The following is a 1,656-nucleotide window of genomic DNA, read 5'->3' as shown; positions in this document are numbered from 1 at the left end:
ACTCAAGTTTCGGGATTCAAACCCAATAATAAAAGCCAAATAACATGATGATTTAAAAGAAGTTGATGTCTCATTGTGGTAAAATGCTTGTTGCATAGACAAAGCAAAAAACAACAAGAGACATCAAATGAACTCTGCCACAAACACGACAAACTTACCACCATTAACGGCTGATTTACTTAGCCAAGCAAACCTGAATATCGATAATACGTTTAACTCAACATGGAAAAGCCTTAACTTTAAAGGCATGTTGAACCAAGCTAAGTTTTCAAAGCGCTCAGGCACACCTGTCGGTGATATTGTTTATCTACTGATGCTTTGGGTTTGGCTTAAGGTCGACTCTGTTGCCATGTTTTCAAGGGATGCCTTATTAAGCTTTTCAGCGGCTAAAAAAGATGCGCTGTATGATTTACTCAACCGTGAAGATTTAGATTGGCGAAAACTGCAACTATTAACGGCTAAAAAAGTACTCAAATCGAACAGTAAAAATAAGCTTAGTGCCTTTGTTATTGACGACTCAGTAAAAATAAGGCGAGGTAAAAAAATGCCCGGCGTATCGAGTCACTTTGACCATTTAACAGCACGCTGTGTAATGGGGCAGCAAATACTCACGCTGGGTGTTGCCAATGATGAGCAATTTGTTCCCGTCGATAATGAGATTTTCATTAGCCAGGTTAAGGAGCAAGCGTTAGATTATAAATTTGCTGATGGTCGCAGTATCGCCGCCAAGCGTTATCAAAAATCCAAGCAGCAAACTAAACCAGAAATGGTGTGCGACATGATAGCACGAGCTATCCGCGCAGGGATTAATGCCGATTATTTTTTAGCTGATGCATGGTTTGCCACTAAACACATCTTAAGAATGACGATAGAACACTCACTTGTTGCTATTGTCAGAATGAAAAAGAATAAGATGAAATATCGTTTAGTGGTGGATGGTGTCAGCCACTTACTCAGCGCTAAAGAGCTATACCAGCGATACGTTAAAGGGAGCTGGCAAACGCTTAAGAATATGCCTTACCAAAGCAAGTCCATAACGGTGGAATTAAACCTTAGCAGCTCAGATCAAGAGCCTGCACAATGGGTGAAAGTAAAATTACTCTTTGTACGCTCAGTAAATGAAGCTAAACAACAGGCAAGTAAACATGACTGGGCGCTGTTCTTGACAACAGATAGCCAACTTGAAGATGAAAAAATACTTGAGGTTTATGCACTGCGTTGGGGGATTGAAGTTTACTTTAAGGAAGCGAAACAAAAGCTTGGTTTTTTAAAAGAGCAAAGCAGACACTACAGTGCTTACATCGCTTCAATTCACCTGACGGGGTTAAGGTTTTGTTTGTTGCTTTTTGCCAAGCAGGAAGAAGGCGCTGCTAGGCTGAGCAGTGTCAGGAGCGGTTTTGAAGAAAGTCTGACTGGTTTAAATTTTGCCAGTAAATTATGGGGATTATTCAAAGCACTCATAGCAGGAGCACTAAATGAAATGACTAATTTAACACTCGTTGAAAAATCAGGTGTACTAAACAAGATAGAACAAACGGTTGTGAATTTTTTTACGCAAGTTATGCAAATGGACAGTTTTACCTTACGGCAAGAGGCGTTAGAATAAGAGAAAGTTCATTTTTTTTTTTACTAAAAAATGAACTCCGAAACTTGAGT

1 protein-coding gene is annotated in these 1,656 nt (G+C 39.6%); it reads left to right on the top strand.

Annotation, left to right across the window (positions count from 1 at the left end):
* Positions 1-127 precede the first annotated feature (127 nt).
* Entirely contained in the window at positions 128-1,606 is a 1,479-nt protein-coding gene (locus AAEY57_RS19110) for an IS4 family transposase (RefSeq protein WP_350595364.1), read from the top strand.
* Positions 1,607-1,656 lie beyond the last annotated feature (50 nt).

Source organism: Pseudoalteromonas sp. MER144-MNA-CIBAN-0113 (assembly GCF_040308965.1).
GTDB lineage: Bacteria > Pseudomonadota > Gammaproteobacteria > Enterobacterales > Alteromonadaceae > Pseudoalteromonas > Pseudoalteromonas tetraodonis.
The sequence above is the reverse complement of the archived record's forward strand: the minus strand, read 5'-3'. Positions and strand labels throughout refer to the sequence as shown.

Coding starts and splice junctions, on each gene's coding strand:
- AAEY57_RS19110 (WP_350595364.1), top strand. CDS start 128: ATGAACTCTGCCACAAACACGACAAACTTACCACCATTAACGGCTGAT.